General features: G+C 42.0%; 23 protein-coding genes and 1 pseudogene. 20 read left to right on the forward strand and 4 right to left on the reverse strand.

From position 1 onward, the window contains the following. From CBP76_RS10195 to CBP76_RS10290, 20 genes and pseudogenes are all read left to right on the forward strand, one after another. Positions 1-738 (forward strand): annotated as a pseudogene (locus CBP76_RS10195) (MobQ family relaxase); the annotation flags it as partial. A 51-nt stretch (positions 739-789) separates the two neighbouring features. Next, a complete protein-coding gene (locus CBP76_RS10200) occupies positions 790-1,128 on the forward strand; it encodes a hypothetical protein (protein WP_102196778.1) in 339 nt (112 codons plus the stop codon). 35 nt (positions 1,129-1,163) lie between these two features. After that, positions 1,164-1,778 carry a hypothetical protein gene (locus CBP76_RS10205; RefSeq protein WP_102196779.1) on the forward strand — a complete coding sequence of 205 codons (615 nt, stop codon included), beginning with the start codon at positions 1,164-1,166 and terminating at the stop codon, positions 1,776-1,778. A gap of 1 nt (position 1,779) precedes the next feature. Then, positions 1,780-2,115 (forward strand): CagC family type IV secretion system protein, encoded by a 336-nt coding sequence (locus tag CBP76_RS10210; protein WP_024855764.1) that lies wholly within the window; start codon positions 1,780-1,782, stop codon positions 2,113-2,115. Between the two features lie 20 nt (positions 2,116-2,135). Further along, complete coding sequence (locus CBP76_RS10215; RefSeq protein WP_014216295.1) at positions 2,136-2,498, forward strand: hypothetical protein; 363 nt, start codon at positions 2,136-2,138, stop codon at positions 2,496-2,498. Beyond that, entirely contained in the window at positions 2,467-3,126 is a 660-nt protein-coding gene (trsD, locus tag CBP76_RS10220; RefSeq protein ID WP_056980348.1) for a TrsD/TraD family conjugative transfer protein, read from the forward strand. Before CBP76_RS10215 ends, trsD begins: the two co-directional genes overlap by 32 nt. Positions 3,127-3,137: 11 nt before the next feature. Next, positions 3,138-5,153 carry a VirB4 family type IV secretion system protein gene (locus CBP76_RS10225; protein ID WP_102196780.1) on the forward strand — a complete coding sequence of 672 codons (2,016 nt, stop codon included), beginning with the start codon at positions 3,138-3,140 and terminating at the stop codon, positions 5,151-5,153. Beyond that, on the forward strand, positions 5,146-6,564 hold the full coding sequence (locus CBP76_RS10230; protein ID WP_102196781.1) for a type VII secretion protein EssB/YukC: 1,419 nt from the start codon (positions 5,146-5,148) through the stop codon (positions 6,562-6,564). Before CBP76_RS10225 ends, CBP76_RS10230 begins: the two co-directional genes overlap by 8 nt. Continuing rightward, the gene (locus tag CBP76_RS10235) at positions 6,565-7,719 is read left to right on the forward strand and encodes a phage tail tip lysozyme (protein ID WP_102196782.1); all 1,155 of its coding nucleotides are present in this window, start codon (positions 6,565-6,567) and stop codon (positions 7,717-7,719) included. It abuts the gene before it with no gap. Positions 7,720-7,732: 13 nt separating this feature from the next. Further along, positions 7,733-8,350, forward strand: coding sequence for a SadB/YajI family lipoprotein (locus CBP76_RS10240; protein ID WP_102196783.1), 618 nt, complete (start codon positions 7,733-7,735; stop codon positions 8,348-8,350). After that, positions 8,337-8,705 carry a thioredoxin family protein gene (locus tag CBP76_RS10245; RefSeq protein ID WP_102196784.1) on the forward strand — a complete coding sequence of 123 codons (369 nt, stop codon included), beginning with the start codon at positions 8,337-8,339 and terminating at the stop codon, positions 8,703-8,705. Before CBP76_RS10240 ends, CBP76_RS10245 begins: the two co-directional genes overlap by 14 nt. Then, positions 8,706-9,176 carry a conjugal transfer protein gene (locus CBP76_RS10250; protein WP_102196785.1) on the forward strand — a complete coding sequence of 157 codons (471 nt, stop codon included), beginning with the start codon at positions 8,706-8,708 and terminating at the stop codon, positions 9,174-9,176. Between the two features lies 1 nt (position 9,177). Next, positions 9,178-10,689: a VirD4-like conjugal transfer protein, CD1115 family gene (locus CBP76_RS10255; RefSeq protein WP_102196786.1), complete on the forward strand. Its 1,512-nt coding sequence runs from the start codon at positions 9,178-9,180 to the stop codon at positions 10,687-10,689. 14 nt (positions 10,690-10,703) lie between these two features. Further along, entirely contained in the window at positions 10,704-11,093 is a 390-nt protein-coding gene (locus CBP76_RS10260) for a hypothetical protein (protein WP_002825299.1), read from the forward strand. Positions 11,094-11,111: 18 nt separating this feature from the next. Next, complete coding sequence (locus CBP76_RS10265; RefSeq protein ID WP_062904660.1) at positions 11,112-11,951, forward strand: conjugal transfer protein TrbL family protein; 840 nt, start codon at positions 11,112-11,114, stop codon at positions 11,949-11,951. Between the two features lie 14 nt (positions 11,952-11,965). Continuing rightward, entirely contained in the window at positions 11,966-12,376 is a 411-nt protein-coding gene (locus CBP76_RS10270; protein WP_102196787.1) for a hypothetical protein, read from the forward strand. Between the two features lie 6 nt (positions 12,377-12,382). Beyond that, a complete protein-coding gene (topB, locus tag CBP76_RS10275; RefSeq protein ID WP_102196788.1) occupies positions 12,383-14,518 on the forward strand; it encodes a DNA topoisomerase III in 2,136 nt (711 codons plus the stop codon). A gap of 121 nt (positions 14,519-14,639) precedes the next feature. Next, positions 14,640-14,855: a hypothetical protein gene (locus CBP76_RS10280; RefSeq protein WP_003679901.1), complete on the forward strand. Its 216-nt coding sequence runs from the start codon at positions 14,640-14,642 to the stop codon at positions 14,853-14,855. Positions 14,856-14,858: 3 nt separating this feature from the next. Next, complete coding sequence (locus CBP76_RS10285) at positions 14,859-15,983, forward strand: ArdC-like ssDNA-binding domain-containing protein (protein WP_102196789.1); 1,125 nt, start codon at positions 14,859-14,861, stop codon at positions 15,981-15,983. Positions 15,984-15,997: 14 nt separating this feature from the next. Further along, a complete protein-coding gene (locus tag CBP76_RS10290; RefSeq protein ID WP_102196790.1) occupies positions 15,998-16,957 on the forward strand; it encodes a D-2-hydroxyacid dehydrogenase in 960 nt (319 codons plus the stop codon). Positions 16,958-17,074: 117 nt separating this feature from the next. Here CBP76_RS10290 and CBP76_RS10295 read toward each other — a convergent pair whose 3' ends face one another. From CBP76_RS10295 to CBP76_RS10310, 4 genes are all read right to left on the reverse strand, one after another. Then, on the reverse strand, positions 17,075-17,461 hold the full coding sequence (locus tag CBP76_RS10295) for a hypothetical protein (RefSeq protein WP_102196791.1): 387 nt from the start codon (positions 17,459-17,461) through the stop codon (positions 17,075-17,077). Beyond that, complete coding sequence (locus tag CBP76_RS10300) at positions 17,454-17,774, reverse strand: acetyl-CoA carboxylase (RefSeq protein WP_085013056.1); 321 nt, start codon at positions 17,772-17,774, stop codon at positions 17,454-17,456. The genes CBP76_RS10295 and CBP76_RS10300 overlap by 8 nt, the downstream gene beginning before the upstream one ends. After that, positions 17,767-19,068, reverse strand: a complete 1,302-nt coding sequence (locus CBP76_RS10305; RefSeq protein ID WP_102196792.1) for a Y-family DNA polymerase — start codon at positions 19,066-19,068, stop codon at positions 17,767-17,769. The genes CBP76_RS10300 and CBP76_RS10305 overlap by 8 nt, the downstream gene beginning before the upstream one ends. Before the next feature lie 232 nt (positions 19,069-19,300). Next, positions 19,301-19,405: a putative holin-like toxin gene (locus tag CBP76_RS10310; protein ID WP_016378676.1), complete on the reverse strand. Its 105-nt coding sequence runs from the start codon at positions 19,403-19,405 to the stop codon at positions 19,301-19,303. Between the last annotated feature and the right edge of the window lie 339 nt (positions 19,406-19,744).

Genomic DNA, 19,744 nt, shown 5'->3' on the forward strand with positions numbered 1-19,744 from the left:
GACGATTTGAAGCATACTGATCGGGGCATGCTAGCCGCTTATCAACCTAACGAACTCGAATTCATTTCTAAAGCAGTGAAAAATTTACGGGTCATGCGGGAAGTTAAAGCCGTAGTGCAAACCCAATACAACAGCATTCTAACGACTGCTTTTCCGGACAGTGACCTGGATAAGCTAGAGACGATTGATAAGGAGCAAATCTATACCGCTGTGGTTTATTATGACCCAGAATTAAAGCCATTAAGCGCCGATGATCTTAGTCAATTGCAACAGCAGCCACCGGTAGTCTTTACTAGTCAGCAACACCAAGCCGGTTTAAATTACCTGTTAGGTAAAATGGAATTAAAAGATATTCAGGATCATCGACTGCAACGGGTCTTAAAACATGATGGCACCCGGCAACTGTTTATTGGCGAATGTGGCCAAGATCCTAAGTTGGATCACCAACAAATTGAAATGGTGCAAACCCGTTTGAAACAACAGACAATGCGCTTTGATCAATATAAGCAAGACCAAATTAAGGACTATCAGGCCATTAATTATTACCCAACTAGCCCGAAAAACTACCTGACTAATATTTTGGACGAAGCCTTAATAACCATTTTATATGCGAAGAACACGGACTATCTAAGAAAGCAGCAACTACGTGGACTAAAGGAGACTGAGTGGGAAATGACGAAAAAGCAACGGCAACACCAAACTCGAAACCGGCATGAAGATGGGGGCAGGCACTTGTAACCTAAATGTAAAAAAATAAATGGTGTAAGTTACACCTTTTGATGTTAAATTATGACTAAATTAAGAAAGGAGAACTTACATGTGACAGGCAATCAGGAATGGTACAGCGTAACGCAAGCTAATCACAAGCTGGGGCGTGGCCGAAATTATGTCAGCAACTGGATCAAACGACATCCAGAGTTTCCTGATCAATTTTTGCTTGGTTCAGGTACCAATAAATTAATATCTGATGAAGGGATAGAGTGGGTTAAAAATCACATAAAAAAAGAGGGCGTCCTCGTAAGCAGTGAAGTTGCTAACGAGGATCAGCACCTAGAAGTTACGATTCTGGGTGTCACCCTCCTAACAATCCATTTTACCGGGCGGGTTAGGGGAAAGCTAGTTGTTTAGCGACCCTAACGCGCTTTTTTTGAGGAGGTGATTTAATGAAAGTAGAAAGTTGGCAAGGCATTAATGGCAAGTTACTACATGATGACCAAAAGGCGATTGTGGTTGATGACGACCAAGCACTAACTGACCAGAAGCAGCTACAAGCGATATTAGATCAAGACGGTCAGCCAATCGATGAAGTTCGGCAAGCAATGATTAAGAAGACCGTTAAACGCCAGTTGAAGACTGAGCCGTTAAAGCTTAGTGGTTGGTTTAATCGCCACCAAGACAGTCAAAATGCTAAAAAGGCCGAAAAATTGGTAAGTGATAAACCGACTCATCAATATAAGCAGATCAAAAATGAAATGACCTTTTTTGGTGAGAGTTTCCTGGAAGGTTTCTTAGGTTTCTATGGCTTAGAAGTTGATAACGCCTTAGACCGTTACGAACATAATTTGCATGTCTTAGAGACCCAAGAATTAGGCCAGTCAGAAAAAGAGTATTACTTAGCCACGAGTAAAAATGGCCGCGTCAAATTAGCCACCGACTCATTACCAAGCCAGCAAATTGCTGAGGAACAATTGGACAAGTTCTATCAGCGTGAACCAGAAGAAACGCAGGCAGAACAAATTCAATTACGAACATCAGAAGATGATAGGAAGGAGGAATAACATGAAGTTCAGCAAAGTAAAAGCGTTAGCAACTACTGGAGCTACTGCAATCTATTTGGGCTTGATGAACGCCCAGGTTGTTTTGGCGGCGGACGGTGGCGAAGTTAAAAGCAAGCTAACCAGCGCTGGTAAGACGATTCAAGGTATTTTAACTGGGTTGGTCGTTTTAGTCGGGATTTGTGTCGCGCTATTTATTATTATCAAAAGAATGCCTGACGCAGACGATCCGCGAGAGAAATCAGAAGTTTATCACGCGGTTGGTCGGGTGGCTGGTTTAGTGGCCCTAGCGGCAGCGATTATCTGGCTATTACCTTGGGTTTACAGCCTATTCACTTAATTTAAAAAGGAGCCTGCCAAATGAAGAAAGGAAAAGAATTTATCTTCCCAGAGAACGTAGATAAAGATTACGGGATCTGGAAAGACTACACCTTGAAGGATTTTGGCTATGCGGCGCTGGCAGGACTAGTGGGCTTAATTTTTATTGCGATCCCACCCTATGGTCTGATCTTAGTCCTGATAAAAATAGTGATTGTTGTCTTAGCCATGACGATTGTCATGGCTATTTTAACAATTAGGCCAGTTGCGGCGCGGAAGAATATTAAAGTGCGGGATAACTTTAAGTTGAAACGCCGCTATGCCAATGGTCAGAAACTGTTTTATTTAAAACCGAAGAAGCGAGGTGAACTAAATGCGTTTGAAGAAGAGCAAAACCGCCAATAAATCAGCGAAGCTCGATTGGGATTACCAACCGCCTAAAATCAATGGTGGTAAAGAGACCATTGATGACATGAGTTTGGTGGTGGGTATGTATGGTAACTACGAAGTTACCAAAACCGGTAATCTCGTTGGCATTTTGGAAGTTAGTGGGATCAACCTTGATCTACTTAATGAAACCGAACAACAGGACGTCTTTGAGGACTATGGCGCTTTTCTCATGAGTACCTTAGGTGAAGGTGTTGATGACACATTACAGTTCTTAGAACCGACGATTCCCGTCAATATGACGGCTTATCTCAATGGTCTCAAACGGCGGTATCTCGCCTTACAAAAAGGCCACCCGGAGCAACAGTTCAAAATCCAGCTCATAGCCAGTTACTTGGATCACTTTACTAAAGTCCAAGAATCCAAAAACATGACAACTAAGCAACATCTGCTAATCGTTAAGGTGCCAATTAAAGACAAAAGTGTTAAGAGCTTAAACCTAGCGGTCACTCATTTAGACGAAAAGATCGAACAGGTTAAACGGGATATTGAAAATGCGTTAACGGACTTTGATGTGACGGCCAAAGTTTTGACTAGTCAGGAAGTCCAAGAGATTTTAAAGAACTTAATCAATTTCAATGGATAGGAGGCAACAGTATGAGTTTTGGCGATAAGGTCATTGATTTGTTCATGCCAACCAAGAAAGAAAGTAGGCAAAATAGTGAACCAGCGGTTAATAAACAAAAACCGGAGGTTGAAGACTTTACCAAGCTGATTGATCGCGATAGCTTGCATTCACTATTCCCGTTTAGCTGGGAACAGTACCCCACCTACGTCCAGTCGGGCGAGAATTTTATTCGGGTGTTAGCGATTGCTGACTATCCCAAGCGGGTGTATGGCAACTGGTTGTCAGAATTGAAGCGCAAAAAAGGCGTTATCGATATTGTGCAATATATCGACAGCGCCAGTAACAATTCAATGATTACCTATTACAAGAAGACGATTCAAAATAAGGAAGCGCAGAAGTTAAATACGTTCGACCCGTATAAAAAGAAGATTCTGCAAAATTATATTGATTCAGCCAACATGCAACTAGATAAATACCTTGATAATTCTACCACATTTGTCTATCAACATATGTTGGTTTATCTGCGGGCTAACAGTTTAGCAGAATTAGATGACTTAACCGAGAACGTCAAGAATACGTTGATTAAACTACAAATGAAGCCCTTAGTGCCCGTTAAAGCAACCTTTCAAGCTTTCTGGTCAACCATGCCAATTAACGAGAACCTCATGGGGGATTACACCTATAAAGAAAGTAATACCGAAGTCGCCAGCAGCATGTTTCCCTTTGACGACGCGGAGATTTTGGACTTGAAGCCTAGATCTGATATTGAAGGGGTTAACAAAGATACCAACAGCTTAATTGCCGTAGATATGCTGGATCGCAACAAGACGCTAAATCAAAATCAAGTCATTATCGGCACCTCGGGGGTCGGCAAGACCACCTATATGATTCAGAAAATCTTACGCTACGCCATTCAAGACTATCAACTCTACATTATTGACCCAGAAAACGAATATACCAAGATTGTTGAAGCCCTGGGTGGCGCAGTCTTGCACCTAACCTCGAATGCTAAGTACAAAATTAACCCGCTCCAAATTTTCTCCGAAGAAATCCTAAGCGCCGATGAGGCGGTCACGAACCTTGATTTACTAGTTAAAGATAAAATCCAGCGATTAAAGGGATTCTTTGAAGTCCTTAAAACCGGGATTACCCAAGTTGAGCTGGCAATTCTTGATGATGTCGTTAAACAGGCCTACGTCAACAGTGGTGTTTTGAAGTACAGCCGCTTAAAAGAGATTAAAGACGATCAGTGGCCGACCTTATCCAATGTTTATGACGAGTTGGAAAAACTGGCTGATAAGGACGCCGACAAATTTAATCGGGTTAAAGACTTCTACTACATCTTAGGCAGCTATACCCATGGTTCTAACAGCCTATTTGACGGGCACACCAACGTCAACCTAAAGGGAAAGATCATTTCTTTTGATCTAAAACCCCTACAAAGTGAACAGGAAGTCCAATCAGCGGCTTATCTGAATACTTTCCAGTATCTATGGGACGAAATTACCAAAGATCGGCATAGCCGCAAGAAATTGTTTGTCGATGAATTTCACTTTTTAACCTTACACAAAGCGGCCGCCACCTTTTTCCATCAAGCTTATAAGCGGTTTAGAAAGTATAATGCTGGGGCGATTGCCGGAACGCAGCAAATTCAAGATGTGATTGAAGGCACGACAGATACCGGGCAGAACATTGGTGAAGCCATTATTGGGAACTCCTACACCAAAGTGTTCTTTGGTCTTGACGGTAAAGGCGTTGATGATGTGATTACCAAATTGCGTATGACGTTCTCGGATAAAGAAAAGAAGCTACTAGAACGCCGTAGACAAGGCGAAGCCCTGATGATCTATGGTAGCCAACGCGCCTTTATGCGTGTCGAGTTGACCGAAGAAGAACTACGGCTAATCGACCCAGAAGCTTACCAAGAAAAATACAATCGTGAGACAGCCGAACAACCGGATTATCAAAAGCGCGTGATCTTAACTCCCAGTGAAATTGACGCTTTAGCTACCACCGAGGAGGAAGGAGGGACTTTAAATGAGTAAATCAAATCAGCTATTAAATATCGAGGTTGGCACGTTCAAGCGACAGGGGAACAAATTAATTCTCGAACTCAATCACAATCAGTTTCGATATGACCAGTTGAGTGAGCTAAACGAATTAAAGGAAGCTGATGCCAATTTCTTACAGTTGGTTAACGTGGTTGAGCAAGACCAGAAGGTTGTTTTAACTTATACCTTGCCGGATAAGGTCAGATCATTAAAGAATTTACCACATGAAAATAAGGCAATCCGGTCAGCGATTGCCAAGGAAATTATGGCGCAACATGTGGTTAACGATAGTCAGTATCACATTGCGTTGAACCCAGCCAACCTGTGGTATTACCCAATGCAACATGTTTGGTACGCCTACCGGGCCAATGAACTCATGCCTTATGATGATAAACATAGCAATTTAGCCAAATACAAAGCACTGATTCTGTTTTGCTTGACGGGGACGCCCTATGAACGGCTACTAAGCAATCCCCAAGAAGCCTTGGCCAAACACCCAGATGACTATTTACAACAAGTGGCTAAAGCTACGTCGTTAAATGAGTTAACGGAAGTGGTTAACGGCATTGAGGATTTTGTGAGCTATCACGAATGGCAGGAAGTTGAAACGGCCCAGCAGAAAACCAAACAACGTTTATGGTTGAGTATAGCTGGGGTGGCGATTGTGGCCGTTTTGGCCGTCGGCTTAGTCCACAAAAGTGACGAACGGCAATATCAAAGCTTGGCTAACCAGAACCAAGCCCAGGTCATGCGATTAAAATATAGCGGTCAAATTCAAACCGCTTTAAATGATCAGAAGTGGTCAGAAGCGCAAAAAGATATGCAACGGGCCGGCTATCCTTCAGCTAAGCAAGTCAGTGTCTTTTTAAAGCATGGTCAGTACCAGCAAGCTTTAAAGGTTGATCCAAGTGAGTTGAACAAGGTTGTTAATGCGGCTTATGCCAACAAAGATAGCAGTCAAGTGGCCGATTGGCAGTTACCAACTAAGGCGACAAGCACGCAAAAAGATCAACTATCGCTGGAAAAGGCCATCGTTAACTACGACACCAATACGCTCAATAACCAATTATCCTTTACGACGAACGCTGATGTTTTATTAAGAATAGGACAAGCTTTCCTAGCCCATAACGACACACAAGATGCCCAGACTGTCCAAACCAAATTAGCTGGCGTGAACAGTCCCAAAGCTAAGTATTTAAAAGCCCTGTTAAGTCTAAATTCCGCTAAGAACGAAGTTAGCGACGCTCAAAAGAAGTTAGATGACGCCAACAAAATTGATGGTAGTAAAGATAAGGATAAAGACAAGCAGGTGGATTCAGCCAAGTCTGATTTAAAGAATGCCCAAAACGATCAGCAAGCGGCCCAAAAAAAGGTCGATCAGGCTAAGCACAAAGTAGGTGATTAAATGCAGGTATTGTCATTTGAATATAAGAAAAGGGAATGGAAGTTGATTGCTTATATTGTGGGTGGCACCATTCTGCTAATCATCTTGCTAATCGCCGCGCTTACTGGTCAATTGCAAGAAAACAGTTGTGATAATTCAACGACCACAGAAACGCAATTAGATAGTAAGAGCATGAAGGAAAATGCCAAAAATATTTATGCGCACTGGAAGCAAAAGTATGGTGCCACCCCACAAGCGGCCGCCGGTATCTTGGGGGTCTTACAACTAGAAAGTCGCCTTGATCCCAAGTCCGTTAATTCCAGTTCCGGGGCCACGGGCTTAGCCCAGTGGTTAGGTGGTCGAAAAGATAAACTGGAAGATTTAGCCCATAAAGAAAATAAACCAGCGACCAATCTCGGGGTACAGTTGGATTATCTCGACCAAGAATTGAACAGTAGTTACTATGCGTCAAACAAGCAGATTTTTAAATATACGGACGTGCATAAAGCGACCAAAGCCTGGTTAATGGATTACGAGGGTATGAGTAAGAACCCGGAACAATGGTATTTAAGCCAAAGATACGGTTATGCCGATCATTGGTATTCCGTGTTGGGTACAAGTGATCCCGTGGCCGGTAATACGTTAGATAATGCAAGTTCCGGCGATCTGACCGAACTAGGTTGTGATAGTGACCCGAGCTATTCCGGTGGCAGCATTGTTAAAAACGCGGAAAGTATGAAGGACGACTTTTATTATGTTCAAACTCACCCTAGCCCCGATTTAGGTAGCGATTTAAAGAATCCTAACAAAACCGGTGGAACCGATTGTTCAGGCTTCGTCTGGTTAGCACTTAATAAAGCTGGTTACAAGGTACCGGCCAACATGGGCTGGTTTACCGGCACGATGGCTAGTGACGCCAAAGGCAGCCATCAATACTTGAAACAGATCAGTGAAACTGACGCGAAAGCCGGTGATATTGTGATCGTTAATCAAGGCGTGGGAGCTGGAAACGACGGCCATACTGCCATTCTACTAGGCAAATGGCAAGGAAAAGCCACTAAGATCATTGAGCAAGGTGGTACGGGTGACAAAGTTAACGAAAGCACTTTTGGGACCGCTTTTTATAGCTTACTAAATGGTGGTGATGTAACGTTAGCCCGGCCGATCAAGAAGTAAGGAGGGAAAACAAATGAAGCGGAGCATGGTTTTAAGTGTGGTGATTGGCAGCTTGATCTTAGTTATGTCGTTAGGGGCAAATACCTATCAACATAGCCAGGTTAAGCAGGCGCAACAGCAGATTAGTCGGCTACAAAAACAGAAGCGCCAAGTTAACCAGCAATTGACTAAAGCCAACCAACAAAAGCAGTTATTGAGCACCCAAATTGACAGTTATAAGACCTACCAAAATAATAAAGACAAAAGTCAGGCTGAACTGAGTTTTAATACGGTAGTCACCAAGTTCTTTAAGGTCATGAATAACTTTAAGCCCAAGACCTACGGTCAGCGTAAAAATGGCGTGAAAGACTTGATTTCCGACAAGCTATATCAGCAATACTTTTCAAACAAAGGCACGTATGGTGATAGCAATAGTGTTTCAGCCAAGTTAAATCAACTGAACCTGTATACGCAAAGCAAGCAGGGGCAAAACATGAAGGGCTTGGCCGTCGTCAGTTACGAAAGTAAGAGCGGCGACAACGACTGGCAAAAGGCGACGGTACTTTATCAAGTGACTTTCGATACCACCACGGATCGAATCACCGCAGTCCAAAATTTAGGTAGTAGCTTTAAAGCCAGTGACCTTAATTAAACGCGTTGGTAAAGCCCTAGCGGTAATCGTGGTGGTTTTAGCCGTTAGCGGGTTTGCTGGTCATCAATATGTCAATCACGTAGAAAAGCAGCGATCAATCGTGACGCTGGCTAAGCATTCTGATAAAGTTCTGTTCTTTTACCGTGATGATTGTCCGGATTGCCAAGCTATTTTTCATCAGATTTATTGGCACAACGCAATCAGTCACAACATCGTCTTGATTAACATGAACCAACCGCAGAATCGGCATTACATTCAAAAATATCAATTAACGTCAGTACCAACCTTGATCCATGGCAAGCAACGGTACACCGGCACCAACCAACAAAGAATTAAACAGATAGTAGGTGATTAGATGAAAGACAAATTATTAAACAGCGTTAAAGCCAGTTGGCCGTACCTACTAACGCTAATCATTGGCTTGTATTTAGCGGAGATCCTAGCTGGAGCTGTCATGGCCTTGTCCCGTTATAAGCTAACCTTTGCGGATCATATGCCAACCGTATTAAAACAATTAGCCTTACACCCCTGGCATTATTACAACTTATATTTAGGCCAAAAGAACCCGGTATTAATTATTGTCAGTGTCGCCGTTATCATATACACCGTCTATTTTGCCTTGAAACGGAACAGCAAGCATAAAGCTTGGGAAACTGCGGACACTGAAACCCACGGGAGTGCGACCTGGGGTGATCTAAAAGAATTAAGTGACCATTACTTTAGTATCAATGCCAAAGACCTTACCACAGCATTTAACAAGAGTACCAAGGCCGAAATTCTCAAATCATTAGTGGATCGAGAAAAGTCAGCGAAGGGGGCAGATTAACATGAATGGGACAATTTTAGGGATCGTGGATAAACGGATTGTTTACCAGAATAACAGCACCAAACCCAATCGGAATATCTTTGTGGTTGGGGGACCTGGATCATATAAGACCCAATCAGTCGTCATTACCAACCTGTTTAACGAAACGGAGAACAGCATTGTCGTGACCGATCCGAAAGGTGAATTATACGAAAAGACGGCCGGTATCAAACTAGCCCAGGGTTATCAAGTACATGTCGTCAACTTTGCCAACATGGCGCATAGTGATCGCTACAATCCCTTTGATTATATTCAACGAGATATTCAAGCTGAAACTGTCGCCACCAAGATCGTTCAGAGTGAAAATGCCGAAGGTAAAAAAGATGTGTGGTTCAGTACCCAACGTCAACTTTTGAAGGCACTAATCCTGTTTGTCATGAACCACCGGTCACCAGAACAACGAAATTTGGCAGGCGTAACCCAAGTTTTACAAGAAAACGACGTTGAAGCTGAGGAAAAGGGCGCAGATAGTCCGCTAGACACCTTGTTTCTTGATTTAACCATGACTGATCCAGCGAGACGCGCTTATGAGTTAGGTTTCAAAAAAGCCAAAGGGGAAATGAAAGCTAGTATTATTGAAAGTTTGCTGGCGACCATTTCGAAGTTCGTCGACAAGGAAGTGGCCGATTTTACCAGCTTTTCGGATTTTGATTTAAAAGAGATTGGCAAAGCCAAAGTTGTGCTATATGTGATTATTCCGGTGATGGATAATACCTATGAAAGCTTCATCAATCTGTTTTTCTCACAATTGTTTGATGAATTATACAAATTAGCCGCCGATCATCACGCTAAATTGCCCCACCAAGTCGACTTTATCCTTGATGAATTTGTCAATTTAGGCAAATTCCCAAAGTATGAAGAATTTTTAGCAACGTGTCGAGGGTACGGCATTGGTGTCACCACCATTTGTCAAACCTTAACCCAGCTACAAGCCTTGTATGGCAAGGATAAGGCCGAGAGTATCTTAGGTAATCATGCCGTTAAAATTTGCTTGAATGCCGCTAATGATGTGACCGCTAAATACTTTAGTGATCTGTTAGGAAAATCAACCGTGAAAGTGGAAACCGGTAGTGAGAGTATCAGTCATAGCAAGGAAGAAAGCCACAGCAAGAGCGATAGTTACAGCTATACGAGCCGTTCGCTCATGACGCCCGATGAAATTATGCGGATGCCCGAAGACCAGAGCTTATTAATCTTTAGTAATGCGCGACCAGTCAAAGCGACAAAAGCGTTCCAATTTAAACTATTTCCAGGGGCTGATCATTTGGTTAACTTGTCACAGAATGAGTATCAAGTCCAACCAGAAGCCAGCCAAGAAACCAACTTTAAGAATAAGGTAGATAAGTGGAATCAGACGGTTAAAGCACAACACCAAGCCAAAAAAGACGATCAAACAACCGATGACGAAGAAGACAAATTGCAGGACAATATCGATCAAGAATTAGAGTCTAGACATAAGAAAATGCTTGGATAATGGAGGACATATTAATGAAAAAATATCGGAAATATATAATCGCTGTGATGACAGTGTTACTGATTGTTGTTGGTCTTACCGCTTGTGGGAAGTCTACAGCACAGGATTTGCAAAGCCATCAGTGGACATTTGCTTCTAGCAAAGATAATGGTATGGCCGCTACTGCAAAGTTTTCAAAAAGCAACTTAACACTTACCCAAGCGGGCTTTAGCGAAGTTTATACTTACAAGTTGATTGAAAACAAGGGCAATGAACAAATTAAGTTCATTGGTAAAAATAGTGTTTCAGGTAGCACAGAAACACGTTTGTTTAAGATTAAAAAGCAGTCAGACAAATATAAACTAACACCAATTAACACACTGGCTAAAAGTGATACTGGTACGGTCTCACTCATTCCCAAATAGACAAAGGAGGATTTTAAAATGACAGAAATTATTCAATCAGCTATTTCACATTTTTTCGAATGGCTACTGTCTGGTTTGTTAGATGGTTTATTCAACATCTGTAAGGCAATCATTGACCAAGCCAATCAAAGCTTGCCGATTGTTAAAACGTGGTATGCCATCTTCCTGTCCTTTGCGACATCGTTAGTCGTTGTGGTTGTCCTTGGGCGTATTGTGATGACAATTATAAAAGAGGCGGACGAAAGTACCGATGTGACTTGGGCTAATATCATCATGGACGGGATTAAATCAGCGGCCGTGATTCCGGTTTTCGTGTTTTTACAGGGCTTTATTCAAGGTTCAATTACCTTGCCCCTGCTAAAGTATATGTTTAGTTCTGATCAGAAATTCACTGCTAAATCAATTACCGGCATGAATAAAGTTCCTGGGCTAAAAGATGTTGGCATTTCGCTACCCTTACAGATTTTGTTTCTGCTAATCTTCACTGTCGTAACCGTCGTGTTCTTTATCAAAATGTGTGTGTTTGTGGCTGATATGGCGTGGTATAACCTGACAATTCCTTTAGCTGCAATGAGCATGGCGACTGAAAGCTTTGATTATAGTGGTACGTGGTGGAAGAAGTACATTTATTACAATGCTTCCATTATTAGCCAGGTGCTTTGTATGTCATTATCAGTGTGGTGTTTCACTAATATGGCTAAATACGGGTTTATTGCTTTTATTGCTTCAATCGGATTCGGTTTTCTGGTGGTCAAAACACCTGACGCCGTTAAAGACTTTTGGGCTTCAACCGGTGTGACTAAAAGTGCTGGTATGGGTGCCATGAGAATGTTTCAAAATTATTTCCGTAACCACTAGGAGGAAAAATAGTTATGAAGAAAATCGCACACTGGTTATTGGAAAAAGCCAAAAAAGATATGCGAACCGACCCTTTTGCAACACCTTCACGGCGGACTAAGCTGTCTTACTATTTTGATAACTTAGTTAGCATGGTCTTCTATATAATGGGAATTTACCTCATGTTAATGGATTTATACCAAGAGCTTTTCACGGCGAACCATACCGATTTTTTAGGAACTGCGCTAATGGCCTTAGTTTTACTGCTGGGTGGCTTATTATTCCGTTGGTCAGCCTATGCAGATCTCAAAGCCATCAACCGGTATCGACATTATTTGAAGCAACAATCGATAGAGCAACAACAAGAATTGCGCCGTGAAACTTGGTTGAAAGCGGCTGAACAAGGTAAAACAGAATTAGATCAAAAACTTAATCACAAGGAGTGAACGAACATGACCACTGTTATCTTAGCTGAAAAACCTAGTCAAGCCCGTTCATACGTTCAAGCCTTTCAAAAGAGCGCAAAAAAACAGGGTTACTATACGGTTAGCGACCCTGTTTTGCCCGAAAATACGCTTGTCACGTATGGTCTCGGACATTTAGTTGAACTAGCCACACCGGATAAATATGATCAGAAATATCAGCAATGGGCCTTATCTAATTTACCGATTTTCCCCGATAAATACAAGTTTGTGGTGTCAGCTAGTAAAAAAGATCAATTCAAGGTCGTCAAAGACCTGTTAACGAAGGCCGATACCATTATTGTTGCCACCGATAGCGGTCGGGAAGGCTCTAATATTGCGTGGTCAATCATGATCCAAGCCCAGATTGACGTTAAAAAGAAGACCATTAAGCGGCTATGGCTGAATAGTTTGGAAAAAGACGCCATTATTACCGGCTTTAAAAATCTTGGTGATTGGCACAAAGACTATTTGGCTTATAAAGAAGCCCAAACCCGTCAAATTAGTGATTGGTTGATCGGTATGAATGGTAGTCCCTTATATACTTTGTTATTAAGACAAAACGGGGTACGCGGGGTATACTCAATTGGTCGCGTGCAGACGCCAACCTTGTATATGGTCTATCAAAGGGACCAGGCAATCAAAAACTTTAAGCCGGAACCTTATTTTGAGCTAAATGCGGAAATTTTAGCTAATCAGCAAAAATTTGTCGCAAAATTAGACCCCTATCAGCGATTTAAAGACGAAGCAGGGCTAATGACATTCATGCAGGCTAAACACGTTCAGAAAGGCCCACAGGACGGTTTTATCAAGGACGTCCAAAAGCAAGGCAAAAAACGAGCTAGTCCCCAACTATTCTCGCTATCTAGTCTCCAAAGTGCCATGAATAAACGTTATCACGCTAGCGCCAGCCAAACCTTAGCGGCTATTCAAAGCTTATACGAAGACAAACTGCTCAGTTATCCCCGAACGGATTGTGCTTATATCACTGATGAAGAATTTAGTTATTTAGTGGCTAATTTGACGAAGTATCTGGGGTTAGTCTCTAAGCCATTCGCTTTAACCAATACCACCCCAAATAAGCGCTATGTTAATGGAAAAAAGGTTGAAGAACACTACGCCATTATCATGACTAAAGTCGTGCCGACGAAAGAGAAACTAGCCAGCTTGCCTAAATTACAGCAACAGGTTTATGATTTAGTTTTAAGAACGACGTTAGCGATGTTTGCTGATCCGTACGAGTACGAGGAAACCACCATTATCACCCAAGTTGGTGACGCCAATTTTAAAGCAACCGGTAAGGTCCCAACTAAGCAAGGTTGGCAAGCTTTATTTGATGATCACAAAACCGACCAGCAAGAGGCAGCCACCCTACCGATCGTTCACCAAGGCGACCAAGTTCAACCGAATCTGCAAACTCCGCAAAAAGAAACAACACCTCCGGTACCCTTTACCGAAGGTACCCTGATTACGGCCATGAAGACCGCTGGCAAAACGCTTGATGATGAAGTAGCCCAGGCGATTCTCAAAGATGTGCAAGGCATTGGGACAAGTGCGACCCGGGCCAATGTGCTGGAAGTGTTAAAGAAACGCGGCTACTTAGTTACTGAAAAGAATAAGCTCCACGTCAGTGAAGCCGGAATCACTTTATGTAAAGCAGTCGAACTCGAACCCTTGCTAACTAGTCCAGAAATGACAGCTAAATGGGAGCAAGCGTTACAGCAAATCAGTACCGAAGAACGCACTCAGGATAATTTTTTGAGCCAAATCAAAAAGTTCGTGGCAAAGTTGATCGCTGATGTTCCCACGCAATTAACTGGCAGTGCAGCCATTAAACAACAAATTAATCATCAACAGCAAGCGCAAAAAGTTGCCGAGGTGTTCTTAGAAACACCACAAGTAACTGTCATAAATAAACAAAAGTTTTACATTGTGAAACCCAAGCAAGGTGAGGACTTTACCCTACCCAAGAAATGGAGTAGCAAGACGCTTGGTAAGACCGCAATTAAAGCGCTGGTCACCAAGGGGGAAACCAGCAAATTAAAGGGTTTCAAGAGCAAAAAAGGAAAGTCGTTTGCTGCCAAGTTAAAGCTTGACGGCCATAAATTAAGTTTTGATTTTGATTAGAACCTGCCTACCGCCCTACACTACGTTCCGGTTGGTTAACCCGTCATTTAGGTTCACTTTTACAATCCCAAAAGTAAACCTGAACAACGGGTGAGATTAACAAAACAAAGGAGATCATAAAATGAACAACGAATTAGCAGTTTTAGCCAGTGAATTACCCGTTTTGCAAGCTAAAGGAACCTACAAGTATTTAAAAGAAATCACTGGTAACGGCGCTTATTATCAAGTAGCCTGGCAAAAATTGTCTGACGGTTACGTTGCCCTTTATGGCACGACCCCGATTCAAATAAGATCATTGCCAACATTGAATGATATTTTTGAAGATGAGGAGGGGTAACTTATGCCAAATAAAGCAGATGTTAAGGCTTGGAAAGCACAATTAGTCGCCCAGGCTGAACAGCAAATCCTAAAATTAACTGATAGTGACCAATTTAAAAAGTATCTCAATACCCTGGCTAAATTTCATCATTATAGCGCCAGAAACATTGATTTAATTTATGCGCAAAATCCTCAAGCCACTCAAGTCGCCGGTTTTAAGCAATGGCAGAAGGCTTTTAACCGAACCGTCAATCGGGGCGCAAAAGCGATTCGGATTGCGGCTCCGATCATTAAGAAGCTAACACCAGCCGAGCAGAAGCATCTTGATACCACCGATGAGCGCGCCATTGTCGGTTATCGCTATCTACCCGTCTTTGATGTGGCACAAACTAGCGGTGAACCAGTGTTAAGTGCTAAAGACTTTGTCAAAGAAAATTTGGCCGATCATCAGAATGTGACAAGCTTGTATAACGCATTCAAGGACTATCTAAACCAGCAAACCGACCTTAAAGTCAGTGAAGTGCCCTTAGCAACGCTAAATGGGGCTAAAGGGTATTTTCAACCCAGCACTAATGAAATTGTTATTGGTGGTGATGAGACCGACAATGCTTTGAAACTAAAGACGTTATACCACGAATATGCGCATAGCCAGCTACACGGCTTAAAATCAGCCTTTAAAGATCGGCCACGAGCCTATCAGGAAACCCAGGCCGAAGCGGTCGCATATGTTGCCATGCAAAATATTGGCGTTGATACCAGTAACTATTCACTCGGTTATGTGGCTACCTGGGCTAAAGATACAGCTGTGATCCATAGTGCTTTAAGTGAAATCCAGCAAGTTAGCAACAAAGTGATTGAGCTTAGCGATGGCTTAACCAAACAATTAGGCTTGCAAGAAGCACAAAAAGAACCTGAGCATGATCTAAAAAAGCTATCAGCTCAGGAACTTAGTAAGTCCTATCAAGGCTTGCAACAACAAGTTCAGCAAGCAACTAATCCACAACAAAAATCAGAACTACAAAATAAATTAAATGATGTACACCATGAAATCAGTAATCGAACGCAAAAACAACTGAAAGCATTTTCTGAACAAAACCCGGCAATTAAACAACCAGAACATAATGCAGCTAAAACATTGAAAAGATAGGGGGATTTAACACTATGAAAATTGTTCTTTTAGATGGATATGAACTAAACAATGATTTAAATTGGAAAAGCTTGCAAGAATTAGGCGACTGCACTTTATATGATCGTACCCCAGTTAACGATAACGCTGAAATCATAAAACGAATTAAATATGCTGATATCGTCATTACACACAAAACACCCCTAGATCATGAAGTGATTAGCAAAACATCACGATTGAAGTATATCGGAATCATGGGAACCGGTTATGATGTCGTTGATATTGAGAGCGCACACCAGAACAAGGTTGTGGTGACTAACATTCCCACATATGCAAGTGACACAGTGGCACAATTTACTTTCTCGTTATTATTAGAAGTGACTAGCCAAGTTGGATTGCATAATCAGCTTGTTCATGAAAACCGGTGGGCACAGGCTCCTGATTTTACTTTTTGGGAAAAACCGCTATTAGAATTAAAAGGGAAAACTTTAGGAATAATCGGTTATGGCCATATTGCGCAAAAAGTTGCTAAAATAGGACACGCTTTTTCTATGAAAGTTATTTTCTATAATCATCGTCCTAAAAAGGTTCCTGAATCATGGATTCAGCAGGTTTCATTTGATGAACTATTAAGGCAATCTGATGTGCTTAGTCTGCATGTGATCCAAACACCAGAAACAATTGATTTAATTAATAATGATACGATTGCCAAAATGAAAACTGGGGTTATTATATTGAATACGGCCCGAGGCAAATTGGCTAATGAAGCGGACATCAAGAATGCCTTGAATGAAGGCAAAATTTATGCCTACGCCACTGATGTTGTTAAAGGGGAGCCCATTGCTAGTGATAGCCCATTATTACAGGCCAAAAATTGTTATATTACCCCACATATTGCTTGGGCACCATATGAGACAAGAGAACGGTTGTTGCATATGACTGTTGATAATATAAAAGCATATTTATCAGGAGATCTGAAAAACGTTATCAATTAATGGCAATGGTCTGTGAATTCTTTTGCCTACATTGAAGTAAAACTGTCTAAAATAAAGCAATTAGAAAAAACAGAGCCAGCAAATAAAGTGTTAAGAAAAATACGGAGAGCTAGGATTTTATAGCTTCTCCGTATTTTTAAAGGCCACATTGCGAATTTCTTGTAGTGGGATAAACCGATCAGCATCAACCACAATATCATTGGCATTGTAACCATGGACCAAGGTGGTGATATCTGGCCAATGACGGTTGTTTTGGTCAACCGTTTTTAATTGAATGGTCACTGGTTGCTGACGCTGATATGCGTCCGCCAATACCTCGGTAATTACTGTTAAGGATTGTTGCGGTCTTGGAACGTATATTTCATTCAACTGCTGGTTCTGTTGGTTTAAAGCGGCAGTATGATCAGATAAATAGAAGCCCTGCCATTTCATCATGCCCCGGTCATGATAATCATGTTCAAAAAAACGCTTAGCCGTGTCTAAGTCAAATTCTTGGTTATTCAAGTGGCACCCGCTTTCGTTGAATCAGCTTTTGACTAGCCGGCCACCGTTCCCCAGTAAAGCCGACAAATTCGATCGTTAGCTTTATATCTTGTCGTAATGCTTTTAGTAAATTTTCTAAATCAGCTAAATCATAGTTAGCTAATTTATGTAAGGGAACGGATTGCAAGCGCTCGTTAGCCCGTTGACTGTTAAAAAACAGATTATAGGTCTGATCGTAGGTATCATTAGTCAACATTAACCAATAGCGGGTTTTGGGACGCCGCTTAAACAATAGGGTTAACCGCCCCTTAATAATCTCGATATCGCTATTCATAGCTATTACCTCCATTATGTCCGCCCACTAGAGACGCCCGCTTGATAGCGGTGCCCCCCTTTAATAAACTGGTCGCGTAAACTAGTTTGGTGAACCCAAATTGCCGGTGAATTTCATCAATCACCTGGTTTAACCGGCTATGGCGAATTTGGTTGCGCGGGGTTTCAAATAAATTAAGTTGTTGGCCGGAGTTGGCACTTAGTTTACTGCTATAAACACCAATATTCCGGACAGCTTGACCGTCCCAATTCTGACGGAATAACCACAATAATTGTTGCGTCAAAACTTGATTGTCATTAGTTGGTTCAATTTTTAAAGCCTGGTTAAAGCCACCGCGACCATCTGCTTCAGCTGCGGCATAGGAAAACCCAATGCTTAGCGATAGACACCCGGCCAGTTTATGGTGGTGCCGAAGCCGCGCCGCCACCTGTTCCCCAATTTCTTTAATGACGGTTTCAATTTCGACTTGGTTAAAATAATCTCGTGGCAATACTTGCGAATTACCCAGGCTAGCTTCTTTAACCTTAGTTGGTTCCGTAACTTGCGCGCGATCAATTCCCCAGGCCGTAGCAAATAACTGGCTACCAATGACGCCAAGCTGCTGTTTGAGTAAATAAGGGTTGGTATGGGCTAGCTCATACATATTGTGAATGTGAAGGCGGTTCAAACGTTTCGCCATACGGGGGCCAATCCCCCAAACGTCCGTTAATTCAGTAATTGACCAAATTTTATCCGGCACAGTTTCGTAATGGATTTCACCGATCAATTCATGATTATGTTTAGCGTAAAGGTCTAAGGCTAATTTAGCTTGCACCGGATTGTCACCAATTCCCACGGTGGTATACAAGCCTAGCTTTTGCCGAACTGTCTTTTGAATCAAGCGGGCCACTTCGCGAACGGAATTGCCAAACAGCCGCCAAGTATAGGTCATATCAAGAATGCTTTCATCAATCGAATACGGCCAAACCTCTTGTTCAGTGGTAAATTGATGAAAGATCTGATTGATCTGCAAATTACGTTGAATATAAAGGTTCATGCGCGGTGGCACGACCCACAACCTGGGGTCATTGGGTAAGTCACGTTTACGGGAGACGTTGGCTTTAAGATGAAATAAGTGCTTAGCTTCGGGTGACGTGGCTAAAATGAGTCCGCCATTGGTATTTTCAGCTTCACTAAGGACCACTAATGGGACTTTTAAGGGATTAAGCCCCCGGGCAACGGCTTCGCAACTAGCATAAAAGGACTTGTTATCGATTAAGAAGAACACGCCATTCGGTTCATCATCAAAAAACATTTAGATCACTTCCGTTAGCTTTTGCCTGTATTGTATCACAAAAGGCAAACGTGTGTTCCCTAAAACTGCTAGAAAGCTGATTAAAAATAGTCGAAAGTCAGTTATAGTCATGCTATAATATAGACAGAAAAGGGAAGCCCCGCTAGAACAGGACTTCCCATGTAGAGCCGTTAAAGACGGTGGCATAACTTAATACGATTAAATAACCGCTAGCTTGCCAGAGCTAAGGCGGTTATTTTTTTTGCTGACTTTTGATCAGCTCAACAATTAATGCAATTAAAGCCACGATAAAGGTACCGAAAGCCAGCATTAATTGTAAAGCGTCCGCAACGGACACTTAGGCTACTCCTTTCGTTAGGATTTATGGGCTTTAAAGGTTTAACACCATAAGCACCACCTCCGATTGGAAATAGCCACCGCCTTAACTTCTCTACAAGATACTATTATACAGGCAGACTAGCATCTTAACCACGTTTAAAATAAAAGAACCAGCGAGATTTTATGGCTGTTCGTCAAATCAAGTTGATGGCGATTCAAGTTAACAGTTAGACCATAAATGGTCTAGCTGTTTTTTTATTTGGCTGATGAGCTTGCTCGAAGCCAAAACATTTGAATATTTATACGTTCAGTAAAGTTGTTCCAACTACGATATCCATAGGCACTACTTTTTATCTTT

Source organism: Companilactobacillus nuruki (assembly GCF_002872255.1).
GTDB lineage: Bacteria > Bacillota > Bacilli > Lactobacillales > Lactobacillaceae > Companilactobacillus > Companilactobacillus nuruki.